The organism is Shewanella sp. KJ2020 (assembly GCF_024197625.1).
Taxonomy (GTDB): Bacteria; Pseudomonadota; Gammaproteobacteria; order Enterobacterales; family Shewanellaceae; genus Shewanella.
Genome location: NZ_JAKUKD010000032.1, coordinates 176,599 through 190,635, shown reverse-complemented (window position 1 = coordinate 190,635; position 14,037 = coordinate 176,599). Strand labels below are relative to the sequence as shown.

Below are 14,037 nucleotides of genomic sequence, written 5' to 3'. Positions count from 1 at the left end.
AAACTAACTTTTATTTTTTGCATAGTGCTTTAATAGTCCTGGCACATCTAAAATCAGTGCAATCCCGCCATCGGAGGTGATTGTCGCACCTGCCATACCAGGCGTGCCATGCAACATAGCGCCAAGTGGCTTAATCACGACCTCTTCTTGGCCAATTAACGCATCAACCACAAAACCAATTTGCATCATGCCTAGCTGCACAATAACCACATGACCATGCTTCTTATCGCCATGCTTAAAGGTCGTTTTATTACGATGCAACCAGTGTTCTAGATAGAATAATGGCACGGCTTTATTACGTACTATGACGGTAAGCTGACCATCGACAATATTGGTTTTAGTGAGATCGAGGTGGAAAATCTCATTCACGCTTGAGAGTGGTAAAGCAAACACTTGTTTAGCCACATCGACCATCAAGGTTGGCATAATCGCCAGCGTTAAGGGAACCTTAATTTCGAGTATGGTGCCCTTGCCCTTCATCGAATCGATATGCACTGTACCATTGAGTTGGGTAATGCGGGTTTTAACCACATCCATACCCACACCGCGGCCAGAAATATCCGAAATCTCAACCTTAGTTGAAAAACCAGGAGCAAAAATCAGATTATAAGCTTCGCTGTCCGTCATACGTGCTGCTGCATCTTCATCGAGCACCCCACGCTTGATAGCAATTTGCTTGAGCTTTTCAGGATCCATACCCGCGCCATCGTCTTCGATTTTCAGCAGTATATGGTCGCCCTCTTGGCTGGCGGATAAAGTAATAGTACCGGTTCTAGGCTTGCCGCTAGCCTCACGATCATCAGGCATTTCAATGCCATGATCGACAGAGTTACGCACTAAGTGGACCAAAGGGTCCGCGAGCGCTTCTACCAAGTTTTTATCGAGATCGGTTTCTTCACCGACCATGACTAAATCAATTTCTTTATTGAGTGTACGTGCTAAGTCTCGAACAACCCGAGGGAAACGACCGAAGACTTTCTTGATCGGTTGCATCCGAGTCTTCATCACCGCACCTTGTAAATCTGCGGTAACTAAATCTAAGTTAGCTAATGCTTTAGACATTTCTTCGTCATCACGACTCACGCCTAAACTCACCAACCGATTACGAACCAATACTAACTCACCCACCATATTCATGATTTGATCGAGTCTTGCAGTATCAACCCGAACGGTTGTTTCACCTTGTGGCACGTTTGCAGAAGCCGCCGCTTTCGCGGGGGCTTTCTCAGCAACAACGATTTCGGCCTTAGGTTTTACCACCGCGATAGGGGCTGGAGCAACCTTAGGAGCAGGTGTGGGAGCTGTAGGCGTTGGTGTAACTGGGCTAGTTTCAGCCTTTACGGCGACTTTAGCTGGCGCGCCACCTTTACCATGCAACTCATCGAGTAAACGCTCAAACTCATCATCGGTGATTTCATCCGCATCGACTGGCGCAGAAGGCGGCGTGACTGTGGCGGCTTTAGGCTTGGCGGGCGCTTCGACTTCCACTTTAAATTTGCCAGAGCCATGGAGTTCATCTAATAGCGCTTCAAATTCATCGTCGGTAATATCATCGCTGGCGGGCGCTGAACTCACGGGTGTTGCTGGTTTAGCTTTAGCTGGAGCGTCAATTGCAACATTCGCAGAAGCAGGACCTTTACCAGAGCCATGTAAGGCATCGAGTAAGGCTTCAAATTCCGCTTCGTCAATTTCATCTATGCTTGAATCGCCATTTTTTGTCACTTCAACGGGCATTTCGTCAACAACGATAGCAACTTCAGCTTCAACTATAGGTTCTGGTTCTGGTTCAGCCGCAACTTGACCTAATTCTGATGGCAGTGGCGCCCCTGAACTGAGCATTTTGAGCTTAGCTAATAAGGCTGGATCGGCTGGATCTTGCTGCTCGCCCTGCTGGGTTTGCGCAAACATGGTATTGATGGCATCCACAGCCTGCAAAATAATATCCATCAGCTCGGCATTGACGCTTCTTTTCCCTGTACGTAACAGGTCAAACGTGTTCTCCGCTTCATGGCAAACATCGACCATAGGGGTCAAACTGAGAAAGCCTGCGCCGCCTTTAACGGTATGAAATCCCCTGAAAATGGCATTCAGCAAGTCAGTATCATCAGGATTATTTTCAAGGGCAACAAGTTGCTCCTGCAGCAGTTCTAAAATCTCGCCTGCTTCGATTAAAAAGTCCTGGAGTATCTCTTCATCTACATCAAAGGCCATCAAATTGACTCCCAGTTAGAAACCCAGACTCGATAGAAGATCGTCCACTTCGTCTTGACCCGTTACCACATCTTGACGAAGCTCAGCATTCATTATCGGGCCTTCTGCTTCAATATTATTTTTCTGAGTAATCTGACTCTCAATTACCGGCTGCTCACCAAATACCGTCAGCATAGACACCAGATTACTTTCAACTTCCATCACCAGATCGATCACGCGGCGGATCATTTGCCCCGTGAGATCCTGAAAATCCTGCGCCATCAGTATTTGATTAAGTAACTCACGTAACCGATTCGAGTCCTGTTCACTACGCGACATCAAATGCTGCACATCGTGGCAAAGCACTTTAAAATCCGCTAATGCGATATCCCGGCGCATTAACTTTTCCCAAGATGGCATAACCCTTTCAATATTAGCGGTTAATGCATTGGCCAATGGCAAGCATTCTTCGACCGCATCCATGGTTTTATTTGCCGCTTGCTCCGTCATATCGATGACGTAACTTAATCGTTGTTTGGCGTCAGGTATTGCAGTATTGGCTAATTCCACTAATCGATTATCGACTTGGAAGTCCATTAACGCACTGTGAAGTTGTCGGGTTAGTTTACCGACTTCATCAAAGAGTTCTCTCTGTAGCGGAGCTGCGAGTTCCCGAAATAAATCATCAGCCTGAGATTGCTCACCCGCACTTAATAATTCAACTAAATGCCGAGCTTGCTCGAGCGTGATGAGCCCTGATGTATATGACTTCATAGCTCATCCTTGCTCAAGCGAGTCGTTCGAATATTTTATCTAACTTCTCTTTCAACGTAGCTGCGGTAAAAGGTTTAACCACATAGCCATTAACTCCCGCCTGCGCGGCAGCAATAATTTGTTCACGCTTTGCTTCAGCCGTGACCATTAATACGGGTAAATGCTTTAGCGAATCGTCTGCGCGAATAGCCTTTAACAGGTCAATTCCCTGCATGCCGGGCATATTCCAATCTGTAACAACGAAATCAAAATCCCCCTTTTGCAACATGGGCAGGGCGGTTGAGCCGTCGTCTGCTTCTTGGGTGTTATTAAACCCCAAGTCTCGCAACAAGTTCTTGATGATACGTCTCATTGTTGAAAAGTCGTCAACAATAAGAATCTTCATATTCTTGTCCAAGGTTTCCTCCGGTGAGCTGACATTCTGTGCTCGATTAATAATTATACTTATGTCCAGTGCTTGAGCTTGCCTTTGAGTCGCAACATTGCCTGACTTAATATCTGGCTAACTCGCGATTCGCTTACTTCAAGAATGGCGCCAATCTCTTTTAAATTCAATGCTTCATCGTAGTACAGCGATAACACTAACGCATCTCTTTCTGGCAATAATTTTATTGCCTCAACTAGCGCAGAATGAAATTGGGTCTCGGCTAATGCCTCAAACGTACCATCGTCAGACCTATCGCTCGGAGTTAGTATATCCTGCGATACGCCTAAGTCTTCTATCCCTATGATTTTTCCGACAGAAACATCGTTAAGGATATGATGGTACTCATCGAGCGTCATATCAAGTTTTTCTGCAATTTCTGTGTCGCGCGCATCACGACCCAAAACTTGCTCTAACTCATCAATAGCTTGCGCGACCCTACGGTTGTTACGATGAACGGAACGAGGAACCCAATCGCCACGGCGGATCTCATCCAGCATGGCACCGCGGATCCGTATACCGGCGAAGGTTTCAAATTTTGCACCTTTGCCACCATCAAACTTGGATGATGCTTCGAGTAATCCCATCATCCCAGCTTGCAGTAGGTCATCAAGCTGTACAGAGGCTGGTAATCTGGCGAGCAAATGATGTGCAATTCTTTTAACCAACGGAGCATACTGTTCAACGATAGATGATTTATTGTCTAAACAAGTATACGCTGCGGCTTTACTCACTCGTTTTTTCCTCTTGAAAATCTGGTCGTTGCACTAAACGTTCAACGAAAAACTCCAAATGCCCACCAGGTTGCTGCGGAACGGGCCAGCTCATGATTTTATTTGCCAACCCTTGGTACGCAATTGCAGCCGGAGACTTAGGATAAGCCTCTACCACTAACTTTTGCTTACGCACTGATTTACGCAGATTTTCATCAAATGGAATTGTCGCAACAAGCTCGAGTGCGACATCTAAAAATCTGTCGGTCACTTTACTGAGTTTAGCAAATAATTCCATACCTTCGCGTAAACTACGCACCATGTTTGCAACAATTTTAAAGCGGAAAACGCCGTGTTCACGGCTGAGGATTTTGATCAACGCATAGGCGTCGGTTATAGAGGTAGGTTCATCACACACCACGACTAAAACGTCCTGCGAGGCGCGGGAAAAACTGAGCACCATATCTGAGATCCCCGCAGCGGTATCCACCACTAGAATATCAAACTGAGTGCGCATCTCACTGAAAGCGCGAATCAAGCCAGCATGTTGCGCAGGGCTAAGTTCGACCATCCCTTGAGTACCCGAGGTAGCCGGAACTATGCCTATGCCCTTAGGACCGCGGACAATAATATCGTCAAGCTCCGCATCACCCGATAATACATGGGAGAGGTTACGCTCGGCACGGATCCCCAACATGACGTCAACATTGGCTAAGCCAAGGTCAGCATCGAGCACTAAGACTCGCTTGCCCTTCTCGGCTAATGCCACCGCGGTATTAATAGAGACACTGGTTTTACCCACGCCGCCTTTACCGCCCGTGACCGCAATTACTTTCACTTTTTCGTTATAGGGTTGATTCATCATACGTAAACCACTTGCTTGATCCAGGGTCATAACTCTACTCAAATGCACAGGCCATATTATCTGACCACGCTGTGTCTTGTAATGATTGTTGTTCTGTACTATCTAATGCCGCCAGCGCCTGCTGCGCTAACATTAAGGTATCCGCGACTTTCATATCTTCAGGAACGCGTTGACCATCAGTCACATAGCTTAATGGTAACCCACTTTGGATCAACACACTTAGTGCACCTGCTAAAGAAACAGATTCATCAAGTTTTGTGAGTACTGCACCAGATAAAGGAATACGTTTAAAATGATTAACTGCATCTTGCAGCACTCGGCGCTGCCCTGTGGCAGACAGTACCAGATAACTGCGAATTGGTATTCTGCTATTTGCAGTTAAATTATCAAGTTGCTGGTAGAGCCGCATATCCCTTTGTCCCATACCCGCGGTATCTATCAATACTAGCTTGCGATTTCTGAACTGATAAAGAATTTGCTCTAGCTCATGGAGATCATGGGCTTGTTTTACGGGGCAGCCCATTATTTTGCCATAGGTCGCCAATTGCTCATAGGCACCAATGCGATAATGATCCGTGGTAATTAACGCGACTTGCTCAGGACCGTGGTGAGCGGCAAAACGAGCGGCTAACTTTGCCAAGGAGGTCGTTTTCCCCACACCAGTGGGCCCTACCAAGGCAACCACGCCACCTTGACGAACAATATCATCACCTTGATTATCCAGCATATTAGCTAAACTTTGAGGCAAAGCTCTGACTAATTCGGCGGGGGTATAGTGCTGGCTTAATGCCGCCAGTTTTGCGGCAACCGCAGGGGAAAACTCGGCTTCAAGTAATTTAGACTCGAGCATAGCTCCAACGGGGTCGATACGTTTTTTATGCTCAGTCATCAAAGAGGACACTTGGTGTGTCAATAAATTACGCAATGAGGCTAACTCATCCCGCATAGCTTCGATATCGGCATTTTGCTTCTGGGATGTCTGTGGCTTCTTATCAAAGGTGGCTGGCGCTTCTCGACGTTCAGTTTTCGGCGCTGCCGGAGCCTGTAAACCTTTTGCCCATGCGGGTAATTCCGTATCAACTTGCTGATGCGATAATTGTTGATTTAAACGGCTTTGTTGCTTTTCAAGCAAAGCTTGCAACGAATCAGCGGGCGCCGCAGGCTTAGCACGAGTCTCGGCGCGAACGGGCTGCTTCCCACCAAGGGAGACAAGATCGTCACTCACATCCATAAAGGTCGGTGCTGGCGCGGTTGCGGGGGCTTTTGCCTTAGGCTCATCGTAGTCAACGGCGGCGACAATCTCTATGCCCCCATTCACTTTTTTATTTGACATGATCACGGCATCTGAGCCGAGTGTTTCTTTCACTTGGGCCAGTGCGGCACGCATGTCTTTGGCAAAAAATCGTTTAATCTTCACTTATGCGTCCTCTACTGGCCGACGGCAGATACGATGCGTATTTGCTTTTCATCGGGGATTTCTTGGTAAGAAATCACTCTGAGATTAGGAATAGTATGTTTAACAAAGCGCGATAAGGTTGCGCGTAACATACCAGACGTTAGCAATATGGCGGGCTGTCCGACCATTTCTTGCCTTTGAGCTGCATCGGCTAAGGACTGCTGCATACGCTCGGCAAGACCGGGTTCAATATTTGGACCATCACCACCGGTTGCTTGCATTGACTGATGCAACATCTGTTCCAACTCTGGCGCCAAAGTTATGACGGGGATTTCGAGTTCAGGACCCGAGATCTCTTGGACTATCATGCGCTTCAATGCAATACGAACTGCCGCGGTTAATACCTCGGTATCATTACTCTTAGTGCCGTATTCTAACAAAGTTTGCACTATGGTACGCAAGTCTCTGACCGAAACTCCTTCATTTAATAGGTTTTGCATCACTTTTACGACACTACCCAGCGGCATAACATCGGGAATAAAGCCATCCACTAACTTAGGCGAATGTTTGGCTAGCATATCCATCAGTTGTTGCACTTCTTCGTAACCGAGCAGTTTTGCCGCATTATTCGTCAGTAACTGGCTGATATGGGTCGCAACCACAGTCGCAGCATCCACCACTGTGTAACCTAAGGTTTGCGCATGTTCACGCAGTTCTGGCGCAATCCATACCGCTTCGAGTCCAAAGGCGGGATCGCGGGTTTCAATGCCATCGAGCTTGCCATAGACCTGACCTGGGTTGATAGCTAACTCGCAGTCATGGCGAATTTCGGCCTCGCCAACCACCACGCCCATCAGGGAGATACGGTAGGCATTAGGTGATAAATCTAAGTTATCGCGAATATGTACCGCAGGGACGAGAAAACCCAGCTCCTGCGACAATTTTTTACGTACACCTTTGATACGGCTCAGTAATTCACCACCTTGGCCTTTATCTACCAATGGAATTAACCGATACCCCACCTCTAAGCCGATAGTGTCCACATGGCGAACATCATCCCAGCTGAGCTCTTTTGGCTCCTTGTCGTGTCTTTCAATTGGACCGGACTTAACTTGCTCTAACGCTTTTAGGCGTTTGGTTTCATTGCGCTTAAACACAAAATAGGCCGCACCGGCGGTGATTGCCGCAAAGCTTAAAAATGCCATATGGGGCATGCCAGGCACTATCCCCATCACAAATAACACACCCGCTGCGATACCTAATGACTTATGACTGTCAAACATCTGACTCATCAGCATTTGACCCATATCGCCGGATTCATTTTGACGGGTCACCATTAGGGCGGCGGCAATGGAGAGTAACAGACCAGGGATCTGTGCGACTAGGCCATCACCTATGGTGAGTAGGGTATAAATTTCAACGGCCTGTGAAAAACTTAAACCATGCTGAACGATACCAATGATGAAACCACCGAGAATGTTAATCACGAGGATCATAATCCCGGCTATCGCATCCCCCTTAACAAATTTTGAGGCACCATCCATAGCGCCATAAAAGTCGGCTTCTCGGGTGACTTCCGCGCGGCGCAATCTGGCTTGTTCTTGGTTTAATGTTCCCGCATTGAGATCGGCATCAATGGCCATTTGCTTACCGGGCATAGCATCTAAAGTGAAGCGGGCACTCACTTCAGCAATACGACCAGCACCCTTAGTGACTACCGCAAAGTTGATAACAATCAAAATGATAAATACAACTAAACCGACGGCGTAGTTACCACCAATCACTACGGAACCGAAGGCCTCAATCACTTTACCCGCAGCATCTCCCCCATTATGGCCTTCGAGCAACACCACACGGGTAGAAGCCACGTTAAGGGCGAGACGTAACAGGGTGGCCACTAAGAGTACGGTTGGAAAAGCAGCGAAATCTAAGGGTCTATCGGTATAAATGGCCACTAGCAAGACAATCAATGCGAGCGCAATGTTAAAGGAAAATAACACGTCGAGTAAGAATGGCGGGATAGGCAATACAATCATAGCTAATGCTGCAAGCACTAACATAGGTGTACCTATGCCTTTGAAAGAGCTGAGCTTCATCTGCTTAACTTGACCTAGGGTCGCTTTAACATCCATTCACTGTTACCTAAACTTTGACGTATAACAGCACAAAAGCAAAAATCACGCCAATAAGGCAAGCATAGTTTGAAGGGTCAATATTTCAGCTCATCGGGTATGGGCTGATTCAATGGGATGGGGATAGGTTTACGGCCTCGGCCTTTTTGATATTGCCGTAACTGGAACACATAGGCTAATACCTGCGCCACAGCGGTAAACAGGCCTTCGGGGATTTGTTGATCTAACTTAGTGGTATGGTAAATGGCCCTCGCCAGCGGCGGCGCTGACACAATTGCAATGTTGTGTGCCCGGGCAATTTCACGAATTTTAAAGGCCACATCGTCCACGCCCTTTGCAATCACAAAGGGCGCGGCGGAACGAGTTACATCGTACTTTACCGCCACGGCATAATGCTCGGGGTTGACGACTATGACATCGGCATTAGGCACTTCAGCCATCATACGGCGCTGGGCTAATTCACGCTGCATTTGACGCACCCGGCCTTTGACCTCAGGCTTACCTTCAGTGTCTTTATATTCGTCCTTCACTTCCTGTTTGGTCATCTTTAACTGTTTGTTATGATTCCAAATTTGAAATGGCACATCGATGGCTACTATCAGTAACACTGAGGAGCAGAGCAAGATAAACATCCACACCAATAGATCTAGCGCATGATACACATTCCCTGGAAGATGATCGCTGGACAACAGTAAAATGTCATTAAAGTAATGGCTTAAGAGTAAATAGGCGGCGATAGCCACCACAGAAAATTTGGCGATCCCTTTGGTCAGTTCAACCAAAGCCTGTACCCCAAACATACGTTTAAAGCCGGCGATAGGACTCATTTTGCTGGCTTTGGGCATCATAGCTTGGGTTGAGAAATTCATCCCACCGAGGGAAACATTACCTATAAAGGCCACAACCACAATCAGCAACATAATTTGAAGCATGGGCCAGGCAATTTCCCCGGCAACAACGCCCCAGACATTAAACATATGGTTTGTATCGTAAATCTGAGCACGGTCCATGGTAAACACCCGCTCAAACACGCGGGCAAGTGCAGTAGCAATTCCGGGCCCTAACATATAAAACCCCGTTGCAGCCGACAGTAACACAGTGGCAGTGCCGAGCTCCTTAGAGCGAGCAATCTGTCCTTTTTCCCGCGCCTGTTCGAGGCGCCTCCCAGTGGGTTCCTCGCTGCGTTCGCCGCTACTTTCTTCTGCCATTGAGTACTCCCATTATGCTAGTGCAAGCCATCGACTTGACACTGAAGCCCCAAAACATCACAAAGCAAAAGCTGTGCCGCTATCCACACTTCATCGAAATGCGCCATAACGGGCGTCAGGGTTAACCAGAGGATCAGTAGCCCCCCAATCATAGTGATTGGAAAACCAATAGAAAAAATATTCAACTGTGGTGCCGCCCGCGTCATCACCCCGAAAGACAAGTTAACGAGGAGCAAAGCAATGATCGCCGAAATTGACATAGTCAACGCGGCGCCAAACATATAGGAACCCCAATCGGCTAAGGCTCGGTAGCTAGTGAGCGTTAACCCTTGGTTCGAAATCGGCAAGGTATCAAAACTGGCCACCAGCATACGGATCATCAGCAAATGGCCATCGACGGCGAGGAAAATCAAGGTGGAAAGTAGCAGGAAAAAGTTGCCTATTACTGGAGTCTGTTGCCCTGAACCAGGATCGACCATAGAGGCAAAACCTAAGCTAGTTTGCATACCAATAATTTGCCCAGTTAGCACAAAGGTTTGCATCAACATTTGTGTCACAAACCCCATGGCGACACCAATAATGATCTGCTGCGCAGTAATAAACACTGCACTTAAGGAAAACAAGTTGGCATTTTCAACCGGAGGTAAAACGGGTGCTATCGCAAAGGTAATTGCCATTGCAAGCAGTAGACGCACACGAGCCGGCGTGGTTGCCGCCCCAAATACCACCATCACCATTAGCATGCTTGCGACCCGAAATAACGGCCACATATAAGAGGCGATAGTCTGCATTAAGGTATCGAGCAGCAGCTCCATCGGCTCAACCTATCACTTGGGGAATGCGGTTAACCATCTCAAGAAAAAAATCTACTAGCGTTTGCACTAACCAGTGTCCTAAAAACATCAGCGCAAATAGGGTCACCAACAAACGAGGCAGAAAACTTAAGGTTTGTTCGTTAATCGAGGTTGCCGCTTGAAACACGGCAACAATTAAGCCAATCCCCAACCCCGGTAACACAATGGCGGAGACCATCAATACAATGACGGCCAAGGCTTCACGGAAGATATCAACTAGTGCTTCTGGAGTCATAGTGGCTTCCCCACTCGTCTAACCGAAACTGTTGGCTAGGGTTCCCATGACGAGTCCCCAACCATCGACGAGCACAAACAACATAATTTTAAAGGGCAATGACACTATCATAGGCGATAGCATCATCATCCCCATGGCCATCAAGATGCTGGCAACGACAAGATCTAATACCAAAAAAGGCACAAAGAGCATAAAGCCAATTTGAAAAGCGGTTTTAAGCTCGCTGGTGATGAAAGCGGGCACTAGCACACTCATGGGCGCTTCTTCAGGGGAGTTAATATTCTGATAACCTGAAATTTCAATAAAGGTTTTTAAATCCGTTGTCCGTACTTGGCCCAACATGAAAGCCCGCAGTGGCTCCTTACCCTTATCAAAGGCTTGTTGCAGCGTAAGTTGCTCATCAATATAGGGTTTAACACCTTGGTCATAAATTTTGTCAAACACGGGCGCCATGATAAAAAAGGTCATAAACAAACTCATCCCAATCAGCACTTGATTAGAAGGTGTCTGCTGCAGCCCTATCGCTTGGCGCAAAATTGACAGTACAACGATAATGCGGGTAAAGGACGTCAGCATAATGACCATAGCCGGTAAAAAACTCAGCGAGGTCATTAACAGCAGGATCTGCATAGTCACTGAGTATTCGGTCGAACCATCGGCCGCCGTTTTGACTGTAACCGCAGGCAGAACACCATCGGCCGCACCCGCCGATACGGCAAATAAAAGTGTACTAAGTCCGATTAAGCTGAGGATGAACTTCATCATTGTTTTAATTTCGCCTGCCGTAGCTTGTCCGCAAAGGATGCCGACTCAATTTGAATAGGTTCTGCTAATTTATCAATTAAATTCACTTGTTGTGCACTGACGCCCAACAAATACTGCTGCTCACCAACCTGCACCAGCACCAACCGCTCTTTTTGCCCAAGGGAGGTCACTGCAAGGGTTTTAAGCACATTATTATGTGTAGGGACTAAATTAAATCGCCTTAGCAAATAGGCCAAGGCGAAGATAAGCAGCAGAACGAGGATCAAACCACCGAGCATACTGGCAGCTGAGGCGAGTTGCGATGGCTCAGAAACCTTGGCCGCGGCTGCAACGGTTGCCTCTGCACCTTGATTGGCGACGGCGGTCACCCCCGCCTGAGTAGCTGACACTAAACTCAGTATTACCGATGTGCTCATCTCTCGTTCCAACTCGTCTAGCGGCTATTATTTAAGCTTTTTAATACGCTCGGTTTGGCTGATGACATCCGTTAAACGAATACCAAATTTATCGTTCACTACGACGACTTCACCATGGGCGATAAGTGTACCATTGACCATCACATCCAAAGGCTCACCCGCGACACGGTCCAGTTCGACCACCGAACCTTGGTTGAGCTGTAACAGATTACGAATACTGATGAAGCTACGCCCTACCTCCATTGAAATCGTTACAGGAATGTCTAAGATAGTGTCTAGCTTAGCCGCCTCGGCCTTACTAATAGGTTGAGAATCATCGACCAACTCATCGAGCGCAATCGCATTGGCTTCCTCTAGCGCTTGCTCAGCCATAGCTGCTGCCCAATCATCACCCGTATCTTCTGTACTCATCTCACTTCACCTTATAATTCTGATATATCTCTAGCTTTGCCTTTACGCGTCACTAATTGGAGTTCGGATTTCACCGTTTCTGGACGAGGGATCTTTTCACAGATTTTGAGTGCTAGATTATCCCGTGAGCGGCCCATTTTACAGCGATAAGTAGGTAAGTCTTCGATTTTCATCATAATATATTCCGGTAATTCTATCGGAATAATATCACCCGCTTTAAAGTTCATCACTTCTTTGAGCGTCAACTCATGCTCAACAATGCTCGCATCGAAGCCCACTTTCACATCCATGATCTCATCATGCAGTGCCTGTGACCAACGCATATCGGTATCTTGCTTATCGCTTTGCACACCGGCATCGAGTAACTCGCGAATGGGTTCAATCATCGAATAAGGCATAGTGATATGGAAGTCACCGCCGCCGCCATCCACCTCAATATGGAAGGAGTTAATGACCACCACTTCGGTTGGACTGACGATGTTTGCCATGGCAGGGTTAACTTCAGAGTCTAAATAATCAAACTCGACGTCCATCACTGGTGCCCAGGCATCTTTATAATCTTCAAAGATAATTTTTAAAAGCAACTGCACAATACGCCGCTCGGTCGGGGTAAATTCCCGCCCTTCAATCTTGGCATGAAAACGGCCATCGCCACCAAAAAAGTTATCCACTAGGATAAAGACCAGCCGGGCTTCCATGGTAATAAGTGCCGTCCCTTTGAGGGGGCTAAAGCGCACCATGTTTAAACTGGTTGGCACAAATAACGTATGTACGTACTCACCAAACTTAAGCATTTGCACGCCGTTAATCGACACTTCTGCCGCTCGGCGCATCATATTGAACATGCTAATACGTAGGTGACGTGCAAAGCGCTCGTTCACTATCTCCAGCGTAGGCATTCGCCCACGGACGATACGGTCTTGGGAGGAAAAGTCGTAGGAGCGAGCATCCTGCCCAGCGGCATCAAGCTCATCATCCTCATCGACGTCATCGACCCCGTGCAGTAGCGCATCAATTTCGTCTTGGCTTAATAAATCACTCACTGTATTGCCTTCGCCTCTTTAGGTGCTGAAGATAAAAAATTATTGCATCACAAAACCTGTAAATAGCACTTTTTCAACGACCTTACGCCCAGTGACCGATTGCAGGGTATTTTGAACGCTAAGGAGTGCTAACTGACGCAGTTCATCCTTACCCGCCTGCGTACTTAACTTTTGCACATCGGCACCACTGAAGGTTGTCAGCAGTGCATCTTCAATTAATGGAATGTGTTTTTGCGTCAACACATCATCAGCTCCCCTCACCATCAGTTGAACTTTAATTTCAACGAGGCGAGAACGATCCGGTCCCGGTAAATTGAATAAAAATGGACGGGGCATAGGTACATAGGATGCCATTGCAGCCTCACCCGTTACCGCAGGCGTCTCTGTCTGCGCGCCTTCTGCCGGAGCACTTGGAGTTTCATCCCCACTGCTGCCCATAAAAAACCATAATGCACCGCCAATTAACAGGGCGGCAAACACACCTGCGCCAATGAAAATAAAAAGTTTTCTCTTACTTTTAGGGGCGTCGGTGTTTTCAAGTTCTAACGATTCTTCCTTAGCCATTACAGTACTCTTTAGGTTAGGCTTAAGCATTGTCTATATCGAGTGAC

At 47.3% G+C, this 14,037-nt stretch carries 15 protein-coding genes; all 15 read right to left on the bottom strand.

All coding sequences use genetic code 11. The features are described 5' to 3' along the window. Nucleotides 1-3 precede the first annotated feature (3 nt). The gene (locus MJO46_RS18790; RefSeq protein ID WP_253990634.1) at nt 4-2,211 is read right to left on the bottom strand and encodes a chemotaxis protein CheA; all 2,208 of its coding nucleotides are present in this window, start codon (nt 2,209-2,211) and stop codon (nt 4-6) included. A gap of 15 nt (nt 2,212-2,226) precedes the next feature. Then, nucleotides 2,227-2,964 (bottom strand): protein phosphatase CheZ, encoded by a 738-nt coding sequence (locus MJO46_RS18785; protein ID WP_253990633.1) that lies wholly within the window; start codon nt 2,962-2,964, stop codon nt 2,227-2,229. Nucleotides 2,965-2,977: 13 nt separating this feature from the next. Further along, complete coding sequence (cheY, locus tag MJO46_RS18780) at nt 2,978-3,361, bottom strand: chemotaxis response regulator CheY (protein WP_007649667.1); 384 nt, start codon at nt 3,359-3,361, stop codon at nt 2,978-2,980. 47 nt (nt 3,362-3,408) lie between these two features. Further along, nucleotides 3,409-4,122 (bottom strand): RNA polymerase sigma factor FliA, encoded by a 714-nt coding sequence (locus tag MJO46_RS18775; RefSeq protein WP_253990632.1) that lies wholly within the window; start codon nt 4,120-4,122, stop codon nt 3,409-3,411. Beyond that, on the bottom strand, nt 4,115-4,996 hold the full coding sequence (locus tag MJO46_RS18770; protein ID WP_011919601.1) for a MinD/ParA family protein: 882 nt from the start codon (nt 4,994-4,996) through the stop codon (nt 4,115-4,117). The genes MJO46_RS18775 and MJO46_RS18770 overlap by 8 nt, the downstream gene beginning before the upstream one ends. A 4-nt stretch (nt 4,997-5,000) precedes the next feature. Beyond that, nucleotides 5,001-6,383 (bottom strand): flagellar biosynthesis protein FlhF, encoded by a 1,383-nt coding sequence (gene flhF / locus MJO46_RS18765; protein WP_253990631.1) that lies wholly within the window; start codon nt 6,381-6,383, stop codon nt 5,001-5,003. Between the two features lie 11 nt (nt 6,384-6,394). Continuing rightward, nucleotides 6,395-8,494, bottom strand: coding sequence for a flagellar biosynthesis protein FlhA (gene flhA, locus MJO46_RS18760; RefSeq protein ID WP_253990630.1), 2,100 nt, complete (start codon nt 8,492-8,494; stop codon nt 6,395-6,397). 77 nt (nt 8,495-8,571) lie between these two features. Further along, nucleotides 8,572-9,702, bottom strand: coding sequence for a flagellar biosynthesis protein FlhB (gene flhB / locus MJO46_RS18755; protein ID WP_253990629.1), 1,131 nt, complete (start codon nt 9,700-9,702; stop codon nt 8,572-8,574). Between the two features lie 17 nt (nt 9,703-9,719). After that, on the bottom strand, nt 9,720-10,517 hold the full coding sequence (fliR, locus tag MJO46_RS18750; protein ID WP_253990628.1) for a flagellar biosynthetic protein FliR: 798 nt from the start codon (nt 10,515-10,517) through the stop codon (nt 9,720-9,722). A 4-nt stretch (nt 10,518-10,521) separates the two neighbouring features. Then, entirely contained in the window at nt 10,522-10,791 is a 270-nt protein-coding gene (gene fliQ, locus MJO46_RS18745) for a flagellar biosynthesis protein FliQ (protein ID WP_198780510.1), read from the bottom strand. A gap of 18 nt (nt 10,792-10,809) precedes the next feature. Then, nucleotides 10,810-11,556: a flagellar type III secretion system pore protein FliP gene (fliP, locus tag MJO46_RS18740; RefSeq protein WP_198780511.1), complete on the bottom strand. Its 747-nt coding sequence runs from the start codon at nt 11,554-11,556 to the stop codon at nt 10,810-10,812. Then, nucleotides 11,553-11,972: a flagellar biosynthetic protein FliO gene (gene fliO / locus MJO46_RS18735; protein ID WP_253990627.1), complete on the bottom strand. Its 420-nt coding sequence runs from the start codon at nt 11,970-11,972 to the stop codon at nt 11,553-11,555. Before fliO ends, fliP begins: the two co-directional genes overlap by 4 nt. Nucleotides 11,973-11,999: 27 nt before the next feature. Then, nucleotides 12,000-12,383 (bottom strand): flagellar motor switch protein FliN, encoded by a 384-nt coding sequence (gene fliN / locus MJO46_RS18730; RefSeq protein WP_007649682.1) that lies wholly within the window; start codon nt 12,381-12,383, stop codon nt 12,000-12,002. Nucleotides 12,384-12,394: 11 nt separating this feature from the next. Further along, the gene (gene fliM, locus MJO46_RS18725) at nt 12,395-13,426 is read right to left on the bottom strand and encodes a flagellar motor switch protein FliM (RefSeq protein ID WP_253990626.1); all 1,032 of its coding nucleotides are present in this window, start codon (nt 13,424-13,426) and stop codon (nt 12,395-12,397) included. Between the two features lie 39 nt (nt 13,427-13,465). Beyond that, the gene (fliL, locus tag MJO46_RS18720; protein ID WP_253990625.1) at nt 13,466-13,990 is read right to left on the bottom strand and encodes a flagellar basal body-associated protein FliL; all 525 of its coding nucleotides are present in this window, start codon (nt 13,988-13,990) and stop codon (nt 13,466-13,468) included. Nucleotides 13,991-14,037 lie beyond the last annotated feature (47 nt).

What these genes read in the sequence shown, in the direction of transcription:
- MJO46_RS18790 (WP_253990634.1), bottom strand. Translation starts at nt 2,211, where the DNA reads ATGGCCTTTGATGTAGATGAAGAGATACTCCAGGACTTTTTAATCGAA.
- flhB (WP_253990629.1), bottom strand. Translation starts at nt 9,702, where the DNA reads ATGGCAGAAGAAAGTAGCGGCGAACGCAGCGAGGAACCCACTGGGAGG.
- fliR (WP_253990628.1), bottom strand. Translation starts at nt 10,517, where the DNA reads ATGGAGCTGCTGCTCGATACCTTAATGCAGACTATCGCCTCTTATATG.
- MJO46_RS18785 (WP_253990633.1), bottom strand. Translation starts at nt 2,964, where the DNA reads ATGAAGTCATATACATCAGGGCTCATCACGCTCGAGCAAGCTCGGCAT.
- fliN (WP_007649682.1), bottom strand. Translation starts at nt 12,383, where the DNA reads ATGAGTACAGAAGATACGGGTGATGATTGGGCAGCAGCTATGGCTGAG.
- flhA (WP_253990630.1), bottom strand. Translation starts at nt 8,494, where the DNA reads ATGGATGTTAAAGCGACCCTAGGTCAAGTTAAGCAGATGAAGCTCAGC.
- fliL (WP_253990625.1), bottom strand. Translation starts at nt 13,990, where the DNA reads ATGGCTAAGGAAGAATCGTTAGAACTTGAAAACACCGACGCCCCTAAA.
- fliO (WP_253990627.1), bottom strand. Translation starts at nt 11,972, where the DNA reads ATGAGCACATCGGTAATACTGAGTTTAGTGTCAGCTACTCAGGCGGGG.
- fliQ (WP_198780510.1), bottom strand. Translation starts at nt 10,791, where the DNA reads ATGACTCCAGAAGCACTAGTTGATATCTTCCGTGAAGCCTTGGCCGTC.
- fliP (WP_198780511.1), bottom strand. Translation starts at nt 11,556, where the DNA reads ATGATGAAGTTCATCCTCAGCTTAATCGGACTTAGTACACTTTTATTT.
- MJO46_RS18770 (WP_011919601.1), bottom strand. Translation starts at nt 4,996, where the DNA reads ATGACCCTGGATCAAGCAAGTGGTTTACGTATGATGAATCAACCCTAT.